This window comes from Pseudoalteromonas sp. BMB (assembly GCF_001709235.1).
Lineage (GTDB): Bacteria > Pseudomonadota > Gammaproteobacteria > Enterobacterales > Alteromonadaceae > Pseudoalteromonas > Pseudoalteromonas maricaloris.
In genome coordinates, this window is record NZ_MBQA01000013.1 from 124,080 (window position 1) to 139,780 (window position 15,701).

At 44.0% G+C, this 15,701-nt stretch carries 16 protein-coding genes; all 16 read left to right on the top strand.

All coding sequences use genetic code 11. The features are described from left to right. The first annotated feature begins 3 nt into the window (after window positions 1–3). The 16 genes from fliH to BB427_RS01885 all read left to right on the top strand — a co-directional run bounded on the left by fliH (window position 4) and on the right by BB427_RS01885 (window position 15,695). A complete protein-coding gene (gene fliH, locus BB427_RS01810) occupies window positions 4–819 on the top strand; it encodes a flagellar assembly protein FliH (RefSeq protein ID WP_069018757.1) in 816 nt (271 codons plus the stop codon). Between the two features lie 72 nt (window positions 820–891). Continuing rightward, entirely contained in the window at window positions 892–2,223 is a 1,332-nt protein-coding gene (gene fliI, locus BB427_RS01815) for a flagellar protein export ATPase FliI (protein WP_017218040.1), read from the top strand. Further along, a complete protein-coding gene (fliJ, locus tag BB427_RS01820) occupies window positions 2,223–2,669 on the top strand; it encodes a flagellar export protein FliJ (protein WP_010369144.1) in 447 nt (148 codons plus the stop codon). The genes fliI and fliJ overlap by 1 nt, the downstream gene beginning before the upstream one ends. A 142-nt stretch (window positions 2,670–2,811) precedes the next feature. Continuing rightward, window positions 2,812–4,899 (top strand): flagellar hook-length control protein FliK, encoded by a 2,088-nt coding sequence (locus BB427_RS01825; RefSeq protein WP_069018758.1) that lies wholly within the window; start codon window positions 2,812–2,814, stop codon window positions 4,897–4,899. Window positions 4,900–4,942: 43 nt separating this feature from the next. Beyond that, entirely contained in the window at window positions 4,943–5,467 is a 525-nt protein-coding gene (gene fliL / locus BB427_RS01830) for a flagellar basal body-associated protein FliL (protein ID WP_069018759.1), read from the top strand. A 10-nt stretch (window positions 5,468–5,477) separates the two neighbouring features. Further along, complete coding sequence (gene fliM, locus BB427_RS01835; RefSeq protein WP_069018760.1) at window positions 5,478–6,572, top strand: flagellar motor switch protein FliM; 1,095 nt, start codon at window positions 5,478–5,480, stop codon at window positions 6,570–6,572. A 72-nt stretch (window positions 6,573–6,644) separates the two neighbouring features. Continuing rightward, window positions 6,645–7,043, top strand: a complete 399-nt coding sequence (gene fliN, locus BB427_RS01840) for a flagellar motor switch protein FliN (RefSeq protein WP_069018761.1) — start codon at window positions 6,645–6,647, stop codon at window positions 7,041–7,043. Continuing rightward, window positions 7,043–7,501, top strand: coding sequence for a flagellar biosynthetic protein FliO (gene fliO / locus BB427_RS01845; RefSeq protein ID WP_069018762.1), 459 nt, complete (start codon window positions 7,043–7,045; stop codon window positions 7,499–7,501). The genes fliN and fliO overlap by 1 nt, the downstream gene beginning before the upstream one ends. Then, entirely contained in the window at window positions 7,494–8,231 is a 738-nt protein-coding gene (gene fliP, locus BB427_RS01850; RefSeq protein ID WP_010369122.1) for a flagellar type III secretion system pore protein FliP, read from the top strand. The genes fliO and fliP overlap by 8 nt, the downstream gene beginning before the upstream one ends. A gap of 1 nt (window position 8,232) precedes the next feature. Continuing rightward, complete coding sequence (gene fliQ / locus BB427_RS01855; protein ID WP_039492511.1) at window positions 8,233–8,502, top strand: flagellar biosynthesis protein FliQ; 270 nt, start codon at window positions 8,233–8,235, stop codon at window positions 8,500–8,502. Between the two features lie 2 nt (window positions 8,503–8,504). Continuing rightward, window positions 8,505–9,284: a flagellar biosynthetic protein FliR gene (gene fliR / locus BB427_RS01860; RefSeq protein WP_069018763.1), complete on the top strand. Its 780-nt coding sequence runs from the start codon at window positions 8,505–8,507 to the stop codon at window positions 9,282–9,284. A gap of 9 nt (window positions 9,285–9,293) precedes the next feature. Continuing rightward, window positions 9,294–10,424 carry a flagellar biosynthesis protein FlhB gene (gene flhB / locus BB427_RS01865; RefSeq protein WP_069018764.1) on the top strand — a complete coding sequence of 377 codons (1,131 nt, stop codon included), beginning with the start codon at window positions 9,294–9,296 and terminating at the stop codon, window positions 10,422–10,424. An 83-nt stretch (window positions 10,425–10,507) separates the two neighbouring features. Beyond that, window positions 10,508–12,610: a flagellar biosynthesis protein FlhA gene (flhA, locus tag BB427_RS01870; RefSeq protein WP_039492505.1), complete on the top strand. Its 2,103-nt coding sequence runs from the start codon at window positions 10,508–10,510 to the stop codon at window positions 12,608–12,610. A gap of 19 nt (window positions 12,611–12,629) precedes the next feature. Continuing rightward, window positions 12,630–14,105, top strand: coding sequence for a flagellar biosynthesis protein FlhF (flhF, locus tag BB427_RS01875; RefSeq protein WP_069018765.1), 1,476 nt, complete (start codon window positions 12,630–12,632; stop codon window positions 14,103–14,105). Continuing rightward, complete coding sequence (locus BB427_RS01880; protein ID WP_010369106.1) at window positions 14,098–14,958, top strand: MinD/ParA family protein; 861 nt, start codon at window positions 14,098–14,100, stop codon at window positions 14,956–14,958. Before flhF ends, BB427_RS01880 begins: the two co-directional genes overlap by 8 nt. A gap of 2 nt (window positions 14,959–14,960) precedes the next feature. Continuing rightward, the gene (locus BB427_RS01885) at window positions 14,961–15,695 is read left to right on the top strand and encodes an RNA polymerase sigma factor FliA (protein WP_010369105.1); all 735 of its coding nucleotides are present in this window, start codon (window positions 14,961–14,963) and stop codon (window positions 15,693–15,695) included. Window positions 15,696–15,701: the final 6 nt, after the last annotated feature.

Sequence of the window (15,701 nt, forward strand, 5' to 3'; positions counted from 1 at the left end):
ACCATGGTCGATAAAAAGTTGTATAAAGGCCGCCCAGTCAGCACCGAAGCGCTGGATGAGTTATTAGAAAACTGGCCTATTCCAGATGTTACGGATAAGCCCGAAAAATTCCGCGGTCGCTCGACCGCATTCGGTACACCGCTTGAAGAGTTGTATACGAAAAAGCAGGCACACCCCGAACCTGAGCCACAAGAGCCTGAATTTCCTACTTTGACCATTGAAGAGTTAGAGCAGATCCGCCAGGACGCCTACGACGAAGGAATAAAGCAAGGCCACGAACAAGGCTATATTGAAGGCTTTGACAAAGGGGTTTCTGAAGGTAAAGAAGCCGGTTATAAAGAAGGCGTAGAAATAGGTAAAGAAAAGGGGCTTGAGGAATCACAACCGCTTATTGAAGAGAGGATGAAGGCGCTATCCACTATTCTAGATGGCATGCAAACGCCACTGAAAAAGGTTGATGATGAGTGTGAAAAGCAGCTGGTTGTACTTGTCAATTTATTGGCGGAGCAGGTTATTTTTAAAGAGCTTAAGACCACGCCTGACCTCATTTTAAACGCGTTGAAAAAAGCAATGGACGCGTTGCCTGTCAAAGATCAAACAGTACGCATCCATCTGCATCCAGAAGATTTGGCCTTAGTGCAAGCCATGTACGGCGAAGAACATATACAATCACAGCATTGGCAGTTACTTCCAGAGCCGACGTTGGACAGAGGTGGCTGCGAGGTGAAAACGCCACAGTCATCCATTGATATGACGCTTAAGAACCGTATTAGCGAAGTGTTGGAATCATTTTTGCAAGATAGCGGTATAAACCAATAATACTGCACTGTTATCTAGATAAGCGAAGCAATCAAATCAGGATAACGATGCCTTCCTAAGGTAATTGCGAACATGTCGACATCTGCTGCTATGAGCGAGCGCATCAGTAAGTATCAGAAATTTATTAAACCATATGGGGTTGCGGTTGCAGGCAGCCTCACCCGTGTGGTTGGCCTCACCCTTGAAGCTAGGGGGCTAAGTGCTCCCGTCGGCAGCCAATGTAAAATCGAGACACTGGGCGGTTTTATTGATGCAGAAGTCATCGGTTTCAATCAAGAAACGCTTTACCTTATGCCAAACGATCATATTACAGGCGTCCTTCCTGGAGCGCGAGTGATCCCAAAAGTTAAGGATGCTGGATTACCTGTCGGAATGGGTCTACTTGGCCGCGTGGTTGACGGACTTGGTAGGCCACTAGATGGCCTTGGTGCCATTGACGCTGAGAAACATCTGAAATTTGCCGCAGCGCCCATTAACCCACTAGCAAGGCGTCCAATCGACTCACCAATGGATGTAGGTGTACGCGCGATAAATTCGATCGTGACAGTGGGTCAAGGCCAACGTATGGGTCTGTTTGCAGGGAGTGGTGTGGGTAAATCGGTACTGCTTGGCATGATGACACGAGGCAGTGAGGCGGATGTTATCGTCGTTGGCTTGGTCGGTGAACGCGGTCGTGAGGTGAAAGAATTTATTGATGAGATTTTGGGCGTTGAGGGTAGACGCCGCTCCGTCGTGGTTGCCGCTCCCGCCGATGCCTCACCGCTGATGCGCTTAAAAGGCTGTGAGAGTGCAGTGACTATTGCGGAGTATTTCCGCGATCAAGGATTAAACGTACTGTTATTACTGGATTCGGTGACGCGTTATGCCATGGCACAGCGTGAGATAGCGCTTGCGGTTGGTGAGCCGCCAGCCACAAAAGGATATCCGCCTTCCGTGTTTGCAAAGCTCCCAGCATTGGTTGAGCGCGCAGGTAATGGTGGTGAAGGACAAGGCTCAATTACCGCATTCTTTACGGTATTGAGTGAAGGTGATGATATGCAAGACCCTATTGCCGATGCCGCGCGAGCTATTTTGGATGGTCATATTGTGTTATCACGAGAGCTTGCCGATAGTGGTCATTATCCAGCGATAGATATTGAAAAGTCCATTAGTCGAGTCATGCCGCAAGTGGTGTCAGAGGCACACATGCAGCAAGCCAGAGTGCTCAAGCAAGTCTATTCAATGTACCAGCAAAATAAAGACATGATCACCTTAGGTGCTTATCAACGTGGCAGTGATCAGATGTTAGATCAGGCGATAAATATGATGCCTGCGGTGAATAACTTCCTTCAGCAAGGCATGAAAGACGTGATCAATTATGACGAGTGTTTACAAGGCCTCGCTAAGCTACTAGGACAAGCATAATGGCAAATAACAAACTGACTTTATTGCTTAAGCTAGAAAAAGACAAAGAAGATAACCTTCGAGCGAATTTTGTTCAAGCGCAGCAGCACTTAGCAACAAACCAACAACGGTTATCGGGACTAAACGATTTCCGTCTGGAATACAGCATGCAGCTTCATAGTAAAGCACAAGTTGGTCTGTCTAGTGGCGGTTTCAATCAATACCATAACTTTATTAATAAGATTGAGCAGGCTATTGATCAGCAAGCAAAAACGGTCAACACAGCCAAGCAGGTGGTTGAACAACGCCGCAAGCTATGGCTAGCGCAACAGGCTAAAACGAAGGCAATTGAAAAGCTTATCGAGAAGCAAGCTCTCGCGAAGCAAACTCGTCTAGCCAAAGCAGAGCAAAAGATGCTTGATGAGTTTGCAACGAATCAGTTTGTACGAAGAGAGCGTGCTTGGTAAGTTGGCTCGAAATATGCTTCGTAATAATTAGCGTTTTATTATTTAGGTAGTTCACTCGTAAAAGTCACTAATATTCATAGTGTTGGTTTTTAATGGTGTATTACAACGGCAGGACATTGCCACTTTATGAGGTAGCTTTAAGATGAATCTAATGCTTGCATCCATGCTGCAACGAGGCAGTAACGAGGTTGATATTAAAGAAAAATCCCAAGATATGGATGCTGAGGGTTCTGAGGGCGGCTCTGGGTTTAGTGCTTTAATGGCTGAGCTAGCGGAACAAGAGAGTGCAAGTAAGCAGGTAAAAGAATCTGCAGATCCTGTAACCTTAGATCTGGATGCGCCAATAGATAGCGAAGTCGCATCAGATGATGCTCCGCAGGCAGATAGTAAAGCACAAGCCTCTTCTTCTAAGCAGCAAGGGGAAGTACCAACTTCTACTGTTAGCTACACTGACAAAGGTCAGGTAGTTGTGGACAAACCGCTTCCTGATCTCCCGGATAATGACTTGTATGCTCAGATCAACGCTGCAAAACAGCAGAGCACTTCATTGAGCCAATCCCCAACAGCAATTGCGCAATCAGTCAAAGAAGCATTGGGCAATGCTTCTTTGACTGATGAAGAGGTTGTAGCTAGCGATAGTGCGCCATCTCAGGAGCCGCTACAAGACGAAGCCAGTCCACTCATTCGAGGGGGGAAAGGCCAAACTGAAAACGCCGGCACTAAAACAAATACTTTGCTACAACCAACCGTTTCTTTGGATAGTCAAGACGCAGACGGTGAGGTTGCTAAACCTTCGTTAAGAAACGACAGCGCAGAGACTGAAGAGCAAATATTACAGCCTAAGTTGCAAAAGGATACTGGCACTCAAGCCTTGGTTACCAATACAAACGTAGAAAAGCGGGAGCTAGGTGCTGATAAGTCAGTTGGGACTCAAGTTGAAGATGAGTCTGAAACCGCGCAACTGAAAGAACTCTTAGCTGCTAAGAAATCAGAGCTTGCTCAATCGGTTTCCTCATCTGAAGCTAAGCAATCAGAGACAAAGCAAATCGTCTCTGAGGCTAGTAAACAAACTGCGAAAGACAAAAACGCAGTAAGTACAAAAAGCACTACAGATGTGCAAACCATGGTAGAAAAGTTGACCGTACAGCAACAACAAGAATTAAAAGCCGTGATGGCTGGTAAGCTGGATATTTACGATGCGTCACCGGCTGTACAAAAAGCCGTAGCTCAGTTAATTGGTAAAGGTGTTGATATCGCAAATGTACAGCCGTTTAAAGCATTTGTGCCATCCTCCGTCGTAACACAAACTTCAACAAACACGCCGCAAGAAGCTGCTACAGATGTTAAAAATACTACTCAAGCGTCTTTTAATGTAAATAGCACACAAGAAAAGTCTAACAATAGTGAGCAGCAGGCTGTGGTAGTTAAAGAGGGTGAACGTGCTGAAAAAAATATAGCTGTAAATAAATTGACTAGCGATGAAAAGTTGGCTGCAGAGAAGCAGAGTTCAGAAAAACAGAACTTAGAAAAACAAATAAGTGAAAAGGTAGTTGATAAAGAAAATAGTAAGCTGATGCAAGCGGAAGCAAGCATCGCGAAAGAGGCTGTCAAAAATGAGCGTCAATCGGCCAATACCGCAACAGCGATACCAACTCCTGCCAAGCCTGAAGCAAGCCCTGTAAGTGCATCGCAAGACACAAGCTCACTAAACCAAACATTGAAAGAAGTTCAGCAAATTCAACAGTCTCAGCCAACAAACCAAAGTACAACACAGACAAAACAAGCAACAGATGCTAATCTTCAACAGGCGATTAACATAGCGCGTCAAGATGCCGCTAAAGAGCTTCATCAACGGGTAGGGCTGATGCTTAATCTTAACAATAAAGAAGCTGAAATTCGCTTAGACCCGCCAGAGCTTGGGGCGATGCAAATTCGGATAAAAAGCGATGCAGAGCAGGCTCAAGTGAATATTGTGGTGCAAAATCAGCAAGCTAAAGAGTTGTTAGAGCAATCACTTCCAAGACTAAGAGAAATGTTAGCTGAGCAGGGTATTGAGCTGGGTGACAGCCAAATATCACATCAGCAAGGTGGAAATACTGAATCAGAGTCGCAAACTGCTGGTGGCAATACGAGTGGACAGCAAACTTTAGGTGATGAATCGGGGGGTTCTGATAATTCACAATCGCCGCAAAAGAGAAATACTGATTCTGCAATAGATTACTATGCCTAACACCTGCTATTATTGTAATTAATAAAGATCATAAGGGCTTGCTATGGCTGAAGAAACCGACTTAGAAATAGAAGAAACGGGTGGTTCTAAGAAAAAGCTGATTATCATTATTGCCGCGGCGGTATTGGTACTCGGCGGTGTCGCAGGGTTTTTCTTATTTTCAGGCTCTGGTGCACCAGAAGAATCCTTAGCAGAAGAGACGACAGCGAGCGAAGTTAAAGCGGAGCAAGGTAGCGCTGCGCAAATGGGCAGTGCACTGTACGTTGCTATGCCTCGCCCTTTTGTTTTTAATGTACCTGGTGCAAGTCGCGATAGAATTGTGCAAATTAAAGTTCAGCTGTTGGTTCGCGGTGATGTTAATGAAGAAGTAGCAAAGAAGCATATTCCCTTGATTGAAGGGACTTTACTTAGCGTGTTTTCAACGACTACTGCTGATGAGCTAAGCACAAGTGCAGGTAAAGAGACGTTGCGCTTAACGGCGCTAGATAAAGTCCAGGCTGCGATGGAAGGGGTTGAAGGTAGCAAAGTAATCGAGCGTGTGTTGTTTACTGGCTTTGTAATGCAATAAGGTAGTATTTGTGAGCGATTTATTATCCCAAGACGAAATTGATGCGCTACTCCATGGTGTAGATGAAGTCGAAGAAGACGAAATCGGCGATGGTGATGACGGCGAAGGTGCTGGTGCCTTACAGTACGATTTTTCGTCTCAAGATAGAATTGTGCGTGGGCGGATGCCGACGCTTGAAATCGTTAATGAACGATTTGCCCGCCATATGCGGATAAGCCTTTTCAACATGATGCGCCGTACCGCTGAAGTGTCTATTAATGGCGTACAAATGCTGAAATTTGGCGAATATATCCATACTCTATTCGTTCCGACTAGCTTAAATATGGTGCGCTTTAGACCGCTAAAAGGTACTGGCCTGATAACCATGGAAGCTCGGTTAGTCTTTATTCTTGTGGACAACTTTTTTGGTGGGGATGGTCGTTATCATGCCAAGATCGAGGGGCGTGAGTTTACACCAACAGAACGTCGTATCGTGCAGATGCTACTTAAGATCATCTTTGAAGATTACAAAGAAGCCTGGGCGCCGGTGATGGATGTGTCGTTTGAATACCTCGACTCAGAGGTTAACCCTGCGATGGCGAATATTGTGTCACCTACAGAAGTGGTGGTCATTAGTTCTTTTCACATTGAATTAGATGGTGGAGGGGGCGATTTCCATATTTCATTGCCTTATTCTATGTTGGAACCTATTCGAGAGTTACTTGATGCTGGTGTTCAATCAGATACTGAAGATACCGATCTGCGTTGGAGTAAGGCGCTTCGTGATGAAATTATGGATGTCGAAGTCGAGATCTCTTCCCAGTTACTAGAAGTTGACTTATCACTTGAGCAAATAATGAAGCTTCAAGCTGGTGATGTTATTCCAGTGGAAATGCCAGAGCATGTCACTGTTTTTGTTGAGGAATTACCAACTTTTAGAGCGAAAATGGGTCGTTCTCGTGACAATGTCGCATTACAGATCAGTGAAAAAATCAAACGTCCAGAATCAGTTAAGTCTGAGCTTCATGTATTTACCAAAGGTGGTAAAAAGCTCGATTCAGACGCTGAACTGGCAGAATTAGAAGAAGATCTGCATCTTTCCGAAGGTGTAGATTTAGATTGGTAGTCGCGGATTTGCATACGCAATTTCGTGAGGCTAATTATGGACAACAAATTAACTTAATCAGGTAGTAATCCAATGAGCGATGATCAAGATACTATGGACGAATGGGCAGCAGCACTAGCTGAAGCCGAAGGTGCCGAAAGTGGCAGTGAGCCAGAAGTTGCAGAGTTAGATGAACTCAAAGATTCAGCGCCTGCATTATCGTCAGATGAAAAACGTAAACTAGATACTATTTTAGACATTCCAGTCACCATTTCTATGGAAGTTGGCCGTTCTAAAATTAATATTCGTAATTTACTCCAGCTAAATCAGGGTTCTGTTGTTGAGCTTGATCGCGTGGCCGGTGAACCGTTAGATGTGCTTGTTAATGGCACATTGATAGCGCACGGTGAAGTGGTTGTAGTAAACGACAAGTTTGGTATTCGCTTAACGGACGTCATTAGTCAGGTTGAGCGTATTAAAAAGCTACGTTAATGCGCTGGGGTTGGTCTTTAGCAGTGTTTGGCATCGCTTTTTATACACGGGCTGTCACTGCAACAACCTCAGAGACAGTACCTAAATCTTCTGTAGGGGCAGGTACCGCGGGGTTAAGCTCAGAGCTACTTTCCATGGGATTGTCTCTGATGTTGGTGATCCTACTTATTTTAGGCTTAGCGTTCGTTTTAAAACGTTTAAATCCCAATATTGTAAACCAGAAAGACTTTAAGGTGATCCGCAGTATATCGCTCGGTACGAAAGAACGTTTGCTGGTTATCGAATTGGATGAAAAGCAGCACTTGCTTGGAGTAACACCAAATAATATCAACTACTTATACCAGTTGGAAACACCGTTAGATGATGTTAGCCGAACGCCATTTGCAAATGAGTTACAAAAGTTTTTAGCGGGCAAAGGGCAAGTAGCCAATAACCATAATAAGAAAAGTCATGATTAGATTGCTGATACTCTGTTTATTACTGTTTTCTGGGGTAGCTTCTGCAGAAGGGATAGAAGCAATAAACGTTACAACAAATCCTGATGGCTCTCAAGAGTACTCAGTGACACTTCAAGTACTCGCCATTATGACAGCGCTGAGTTTTATTCCAGCAGCTGTTATCATGATGACTTCGTTTACTCGAATAATTGTTGTGCTTGCGATTTTGAGACAGGCGATTGGTCTGCAGCAGTCGCCATCGAATCAAATTTTACTCGGTTTATCGTTGTTTTTGACGTTGTTTATAATGGCACCCATATTTTCGCAGATAAATGATGAGGCGGTGCAGCCGTACATAAAGGAAGAAATCACGTCAATCCAAGCACTTGAACGTGCTAAAGAACCGATGAAAGCCTTTATGCTGTCACAAACTCGAATTAAAGACCTTGAAACCTTTGCCAAGATAGCGGGTTATGACAAGCTTGATAGCCCTGAAGACACGCCGTTTATCGTCATTATTCCGGCTTTCGTTACATCCGAGCTGCAAACGGCTTTTATTATCGGCTTTATGTTCTTTATTCCATTTTTGATAGTCGACTTAGTCGTAGCCAGTGTCTTGATGGCCATGGGTATGATGATGTTATCTCCAATGATAGTTTCCTTGCCGTTTAAGATTATGCTTTTTGTGCTCGTCGATGGTTGGAGTTTGGTCATGGGTACACTGGCCAGAAGCTTCGGATTGGGGGTGTAATGTGGAACCAGAAGTCTTTGTTGATATCTTAAGTGATGCATTGTTTTTAGTCATCAAGCTGGTGGCGGCGATTGTAGTACCTGGGCTTCTAGTTGGTTTAGTTGTTGCTGTGTTTCAAGCAGCAACATCGATTAATGAACAAACATTAAGCTTTTTACCTCGTCTCATTATTACTATCCTTGCGCTGATCATTGGCGGCCATTGGCTCACTCAAGAACTAATGGACTATTTTACCTCTTTGGTGATGCGCATCCCTGAAATTGCAGGCTAATCATGGAGTTCACCTTTGCGGTAATCATGCAGTGGCTAAGTGATTTTTTACTTCCACTGGTGCGGATAAGCTCAATGATGATGGTAATGGCGGGGCTTGGGGCACAGAGTGTACCTGCCCGAATTAAGTTTGCACTCGCCGTGGTCGTTACTTTTGCCTTGGTCCCCGTTTTGCCCAAATCAGAATTTACCGATTTGTTCTCCTTTTCGATGATTTTAGTTGTTATTCAAGAAATGGTCACTGGGGTAGCTATTGGGTTTGGTTCATTGCTACTTCTGAATACTTTTATCATTGCGGGTCAAATCCTTGCTATGCAAACCGGTCTTGGTTTCGCATCTGTAGTAGATCCGGCCAATGGGTTGAGTGTACCTGCTGTCGGTCAGTTCTATTTAATATTAGCGACATTACTGTTTTTTGTTTATAACGGCCATCTGATGATGATCCAAATGGTTGTGTATAGTTTTGAAAGCTTTCCCATTGCAGGGAACTGGTGGGCGGTAGACAATTTTTGGCGAATAGTTAATTGGGGGGGATGGATGTTCTCTACGGCTCTTGCACTTGCATTAGCTCCGTTAACTGCAATGTTGATTATCAATATCTCATTTGGGATTATGACTCGAGCCGCGCCTCAAATGAACATTTTCTCTGTGGGGTTTGCTTTTACCTTAGTTGCAGGGCTTACCATTATTTGGGCGACATTGGGTAATTTTTTAGCACAATTTGAATTTCAATGGCTCAAAATGACAGAGCTGATGTGCGATCTAATTGGTTGCACGGTATAGGAGTCTGAAATGGCAGAAGATTCCGGTCAAGAACGCACCGAAGAACCCACCTCCAAGAAAATAGACGATGCTAGGAAGAAGGGCCAAATAGCCCGTTCAAAAGAACTCGGCACGACGTTTGTGTTATTGTTTTCTGCAATAGCTCTACTTTTGTATGGGCCTGGAATTGGGAAGGCGCTCTACAATGTTATGGGGCGAATGTTGTCGCTCAATCGCAATGAAACCTACGATACAACCAAAATGTTTGCTGTGTGGGGAGATATTGCTGCTGAACTGCTATTTCCAATGGCCATGTTTGTTTTTATCATCGCAATTGCAGGAATAGTGGGGAATACGTTACTCGGGGGCTTTAACTTTTCTTGGCAGGCAGCCGCTCCAAAAGCAAGCAAAATGTCTCCAATGAAGGGATTGAAGCGAATGTTAGGCCCGCAAGCGGCCATAGAGTTATTGAAGTCCGTTCTTAAGTTTGTATTAGTAGCTGGCTTTGCAATCTTGCTTATCAATATGTATTTTAACGAAATATTACACTTGAGTATTGAGCAAATCCCATCGAGTATAGAGCATGCGTTAGAAATCATTGCGTGGATGTTCTTAGCACTTAGTTGCACTATGATCATTATTTCAGCGATTGATGCCCCTTATCAAAGTTATAATCACCATAAGCAGCTAAAAATGACGTTGCAAGAAGTCAAGGATGAATACAAAAACTCAGAAGGTGACCCTCAGATAAAAGCGCGGATCCGTCGAACACAAAGAGAAATGTCGCAACGACGTATGATGCAAGATGTACCAGACGCCGATGTTGTTGTGACCAACCCTACTCACTATTCGGTTGCGCTTAAATACGACACTGAACGAGCGGGAGCGCCTATAGTTATTGCAAAAGGGGTTGATGAACTTGCGATGCAAATTAGGAAAATAGCCAAAGGAAATGAAGTGCCGATTGTGGAGTCACCCGTATTGACTCGTTCACTTTATCACACCACAGAAGTAGGTGATCAAATCCCTGAACAATTGTTTACTGCGGTTGCACAGGTACTTGCTTATGTATTTCAGCTGAATCGTTTTCAAAAGGGCAAAGGGAAAAGACCCGTTGCACTTACTCGAGATTTACCAATTCCAGACGATTTGAAGCATTAAAATTGCTCTCATAAAAATAAGCTATTAATTGGAACGCATATTGCATTTGTTGCTATGTGTCAATTTTTTGCTTGTGTTAAGTTATGGAATTTAAAGCAGTTTTACAACAACTCAATCGAGATAAAAAAGAATATGCTAAAGGTGTGGGTACTCCATTGTTGGTGCTTGCAGCACTTGGCATGGTTATTCTGCCGCTACCTCCTTTTTTGCTTGATATTCTATTTTCCTTCAACATTGCATTGGCACTTGTGGTGCTATTGGTGACTGTTTATACCTTGAAGCCACTTGAATTTGGTATGTTTCCGGCGGTACTACTGATCGCGACTATCATGCGATTGGCACTAAACGTAGCGAGTACTCGCGTCGTATTACTTGAAGGTCATAATGGTGGTGATGCGGCAGGTAAGGTGATCGAAGCCTTTGGTAGTGTTGTTATTGGTGGTAACTACGCCGTCGGTTTAGTTGTATTTCTTATCCTTATTATTATTAACTTTGTTGTAATTACCAAAGGTGCAGGTCGTATTTCTGAGGTGTCTGCGCGTTTCACCCTTGATGCTATGCCGGGTAAGCAAATGGCCATTGATGCGGACTTAAATGCCGGTTTTATCTCTGCAGATGACGCCCGGGCTCGTCGTGAAGAAGTGACTCGAGAAGCTGACTTTTACGGTTCAATGGACGGTGCAAGTAAATTCGTTAAAGGTGATGCTATTGCAGGTATCGTGATCCTTGCCATTAATATAATAGGTGGCCTTTTCGTTGGGATGATCCAGCATGATTTAAGCTTTGGTCACGCGATGGAAGTATATACCATGCTGACAATTGGTGACGGTCTGGTCGCGCAAATTCCTTCTCTTTTACTCTCAATTGGCACTGCAATTGTCGTAACGCGTCAAAATGAATCGCACAACATGGGCGATCAGTTTAAAAACCAACTGGGTAATGAAAAGTCGCTGGCTATCGCGTCAGGCATTTTGATCACCATGGGACTCGTTCCTGGCATGCCACATGTTGCCTTCCTAGGGTTAGGCGTATTACTTGGCTATATAGCCTATTACACAAGTCAGCAAAAGAAAAAGGCGGAGATCGAAAAGGCGGAACAAGCTGCCAAAGGACCTGCAGCCAAAGGTGGCCATCAACAAGATCAAAAAGAGCTTGGTTGGGATGATGTACAACCTGTTGATGTGATTGGTTTAGAGGTAGGTTATCGCCTAATTCCTCTAGTTGACCAAGCCCAAGGCGGGGAGCTTCTCAGTCGTATTAAAGGGGTGCGTAAAAAGCTATCTCAGGAACTGGGCTTTTTAGTACCGCCGGTACATATTCGCGATAACCTAGAATTAGATCCAAATGCATACAATATTACTTTAATGGGGGTTGGCTCAGGAACCGGTGAGTTGAAGCATGGCGATGAGCTCGCAATTAACCCAGGGCAGGTGTTTGGGCCAATTAAAGGCATAGAGACTAAGGATCCTGCATTTGGCCTAGATGCAGTATGGATTAAGCCAGACCAAAAAGATGAGGCGCATTCGCTTGGCTATACAGTAGTAGATGCTGCAACTGTGGTGGCAACACATATCAGTCAATTATTAACGAATAATGCGTCACTATTACTTGGCCATGAAGAGGTACAAAATCTATTAGATATGCTTGCGAAAAGTCACCCTAGATTAGTAGAAGGCTTAGTACCTGATATTTTACCGCTCACTACCGTGGTAAAAGTGCTACAAAATCTGCTTAATGAGGGCGTTGCAATTCGAGATATGCGCTCGATTGTACAAACCTTAGTTGAGTACGGACCACGTAGCCAAGACCCTGATGTATTAACGGCTGCGGTAAGAATTTCATTACGTAGACTGATTGTTCAAGATGCCGTTGGAAGCGAAGAAGAAATTCCTGTCATAACATTGGCGCCTGAGTTGGAACAGATGTTGCATCAGTCACTTCAGAACGCAGGTGATGAGGGGGCAGGTATTGAACCTGGCTTGGCTGAGAGGCTTCAAGAATCATTAAGAGAAGCACATCACAACCAAGAAATGCTAGGGGAACCGTCCATCTTATTAACCTCAGGTATGTTAAGAAGTGTGTTATCTCGATTTGTTAAACATACAATTCCAGGTCTTAGAGTGATGTCATATCAAGAAGTGCCGGAAGAAAGACAAATTAAGATAGTGAGCTCGGTTGGACAATAGAGGATAAAGGGGCTGTAACATGAAAATTAAACGTTTCTTCGCAAAAGATATGCGTACGGCTTTAAATGAAGTAAAAGAAGAGCTTGGTGCAGATGCTGTCATTATGTCTAACAAAAAGTTAGCAGATGGTGTTGAAATCGTCGCAGCAATTGATAATGACCGTGCTGCAGCACCTGTTAAGCAAGCTCCCGCTGCCCGTGCGACTGCCTCAAACGAGGCTCCGACCCGCTTTGTCCGTCCTGAGCCTCGCCAAGCACAGCCAGCAAAGCAAGCGCAAGTTGCTGATAGCTTAGAAGCATTGCTTGAGCGTCAAGCGCCGCGCCCACGCTCACCAGAACTTGCTTCTATGTTCTCACAGTCGGGAATTGATACAGAGCAAATGTTAAGCAGCCAACGTAAAACACAAACTGCTGCACCGGTGCACCAAGCGAAGCCACAGCAAGCTCGTCGCCAATCTTTTGACTTTGATGATGATGCATTTGAGCAGCCACAGCATTGGGGCGAGTCGGATGAGTTAGACAACGGTTTTGGTGATGATTTACCTGAGTTAAATGCCAAGCCTGACGAAATGAGTGCAATGCGCGAAGAAATGAACGCTATTCGTCAATTACTTGAACATCAAGTATCTGGTCTAATGAAACAAGAAATGGCTCGTCGCGATCCAACCCGTGCGTGTCTTGTAGATCGTCTGGAAGGAATGGGCATAGACAAAGACGTTGCTGAGCAAATGGCATGCTTTATCCCTGATGATGTTTCTCGTAAAGAAGCCTGGAATGCATTGTTAAACATGGTGATCAACCAAATGCACACCACTAACAATGATATTCTTCGTCAAGGTGGAGTATTTGCGATGGTGGGTCCAACTGGTGTTGGTAAAACCACAACGGTTGCAAAATTAGCGGCATTAGGTGCACAAAAATACGGTGCAGATAAAGTGGCGTTAATAACGACTGATACCTACAGAATTGGCGCTTACGAGCAGTTAGCTACCTATGGTAGAATCATTGGTTGTCCGGTTAAGCAAGTTAAAGATGCAAATGAACTTGCAGAAGTGCTTTATCATTTACGCAATAAGCGTCTAGTATTAATAGATACGGCGGGAATGAGTCAAAGAGATTTGCGCTTAACTGAACAGTTAAATACACTTATGCGTAGCGCGAGAGTAGATATTCGCAGCTATTTAGTATTAAGTGCGACAGCACAAATGAATGTGTTACAAGAAACAGTAAGACACTTCAAAAAAGTAAATTTAAGTGGCTGTATTTTCACAAAACTTGATGAAAGTCTAAGTTTAGGTGAGATAATTAGCATAGCGATTCAAAATCGCTTGCCAATAGGGTATCTTACCAACGGTCAGCGAGTGCCAGAAGACATTCGCGTAGCAAATGCTCAAAAGCTAGTAAAAAAGGCTGAGCAATTGTATTTAAAAAGAATAAAAGCACAGCACTCTCGACGTGTACCTGTAGCGTCAGAGTCAGTAGGAATGTATGATTAACACAGTTTTAGATCAAGCAAGTGGCCTGCGTAGAATGAGTCAAAATAGCAACCAGGGTGTAAAAGTAATAGCCGTGACCGGTGGAAAAGGTGGGGTGGGTAAAACCAATGTCTCGCTCAATACTGCCATCGCTATGGGCCAACAAGGACAGCGAGTTCTCGTTTTAGATGCGGACTTGGGCTTGGCAAACTGTGATGTGATGTTAGGTCTAAGGGTAGAAAAAAATCTGTCGCACGTGTTGTCGGGTGAATGTGAACTAGATGAGATTCTCGTAGAAGGTCCCGCTGGAATTAAAATTGTACCGGCGACCTCAGGCTCTCAAAGTATGGTAGAGCTGACTCCCGCAGAGCATGCAGGACTTATTCGTGCATTTAGCGAGCTTAACACGCAATTTGATGTCTTAATTGTTGATACCGCAGCTGGTATCTCAGATATGGTTCTGAGCTTCTCTCGAGCTGCACAAGATGTGATGGTTGTGGTGTGTGATGAACCGACTTCCATTACAGATGCTTACGCGTTGATCAAAGTTTTGAGCAGAGAGCATGGTGTCTATCGTTTTAAAATTGTTGCCAACATGGTCCGCAGTATGCGTGAAGGGCAAGAATTATTTGCTAAACTTTCAAAAGTTACAGACCGTTTTCTTGATGTAGCACTGGAATTAGTGGCCACCGTACCGTTTGACGAAAACATGCGTAAATCTTCTCGCAGACAAAGAGCTATCGTGGATTTATTTCCGAGTTCCCCTGCGGCGATTGCGATTAAGGGACTAGCTGCTAAGGCAGTTAAATGGCCAATTCCGCATCAACCTTCTGGTCATCTAGAATTTTTCATTGAACAACTTGTAAACGGGTGATTATGGCTTCTCCGGTCAATAGAGCTGCGGGATATCAAACTTCAGACCACATTCATAAGGTGGTTGAACGGCATGCTCCACTTGTCAAAAAAGTGGCATGCCACCTGATTGCTCGACTTCCGGCAAGTGTGCAACTCGACGATCTGATCCAGTCAGGTATGATTGGATTGATTGAAGCATCTAAAAATTTCGATGCAACTAAAGGCGCTAGTTTCGAAACCTTTGCGGGGATCCGTATTCGAGGCGCAATGCTGGATGAAATCCGTCGTGGTGATTGGGCGCCTCGTTCTGTTCACAAAAATAGCAGAATGGTTGCAGAAGCTATCTCCGAGTTAGAATCTCTCCTTGGTCGAGAACCAAAAGACACTGAAATCGCTGAAAAACTTGATATATCTCTAGATGAGTACCATCATATTTTACATGATGTAAATGCAAGTAAAGTCATCGGTATTGAGGATCTTGGGGTTGATGAAGACGTGATAACCCCAGCAAACAGCGATTTTGCGCTAGACAAACCGTTTAATAACGTTAAAAATGAACGTTTTAACGAGTCTTTAGTAAATGCTATCAAAGCGTTACCCGAAAGGGATGCTCTGGTTTTATCACTTTACTATAACGACGAAATGAATTTAAAAGAGATTGGTGCCATCCTTGATGTCAGTGAATCTCGAGTAAGCCAAATTCACGGTCAGGCAATGATAAAGCTTAAAGCTAAAATCAATGACTGGATAAATTAGAGTACA